The 796-nt window shown below is 41.3% G+C and carries 1 protein-coding gene; it reads left to right on the top strand.

Annotation, left to right across the window (positions count from 1 at the left end):
- Positions 1–129: 129 nt before the first annotated feature.
- A partial coding sequence (gene guaA / locus SPADD19_RS06560; protein ID WP_128861605.1) for a glutamine-hydrolyzing GMP synthase occupies positions 130–796 on the top strand: 667 nt, incomplete at its 3' end.

The following is a 796-nucleotide window of genomic DNA, read 5'->3' as shown; positions in this document are numbered from 1 at the left end:
TAACCTTGCTCTTTCTCTGTGTTATCTCTATTGTAGCGTAAAATTCCTAATTCTTCAATCAGAGATTGGTAAAGACAAGGCATTTGTGTTAGAATAGAGAAAAGTAAATTTCTTTAAGAAGGGGATAAGATGACAAACCTATCAACTGATTTGCATGATGTTGAAAAAATCATCGTGCTTGACTACGGTAGCCAATACAATCAGCTTATTTCACGTCGGATTCGTGAAATTGGAGTCTTCTCAGAATTGAAGAGCCATAAGATTTCTGCTGATGAAGTTCGTGCAATCAATCCAGTTGGGATCGTTCTTTCAGGCGGACCAAACTCTGTATACGAGGAAGGTTCTTTTGATATCGATCCTGAAATTTTTGAACTCGGTATTCCAATCCTAGGAATCTGTTACGGAATGCAATTGTTGACCCATAAATTGGGCGGGAAGGTCGTTCCTGCAGGTGATGCTGGTAACCGCGAATATGGTCAATCTGAACTGACTTTGACAGAATCTTCTGCTCTTTTTGCCGGCACACCAGATAAACAATTGGTCTTGATGAGTCACGGAGATGCTGTTACAGAAATCCCTGCTGACTTTATCCGCACAGGTACTTCTGCCGACTGTCCATTTGCATCCATTGAAAATCCAGATAAGAAAATCTACGGTATCCAATTCCACCCTGAGGTTCGTCACTCTGTTCACGGTTATGACATCTTGCGTAACTTTGCCTTGAACATCTGTGGGGCTAAAGGTGACTGGACCATGGACAACTTCATTGACATGCAGATCAAAAAAATCCGTGAAA

Origin of the sequence: Streptococcus parasanguinis, assembly GCF_001578955.1 — a bacterium.
Lineage (GTDB): Bacteria > Bacillota > Bacilli > Lactobacillales > Streptococcaceae > Streptococcus > Streptococcus parasanguinis_U.
The sequence above is the reverse complement of the archived record's forward strand: the minus strand, read 5'-3'. Positions and strand labels throughout refer to the sequence as shown.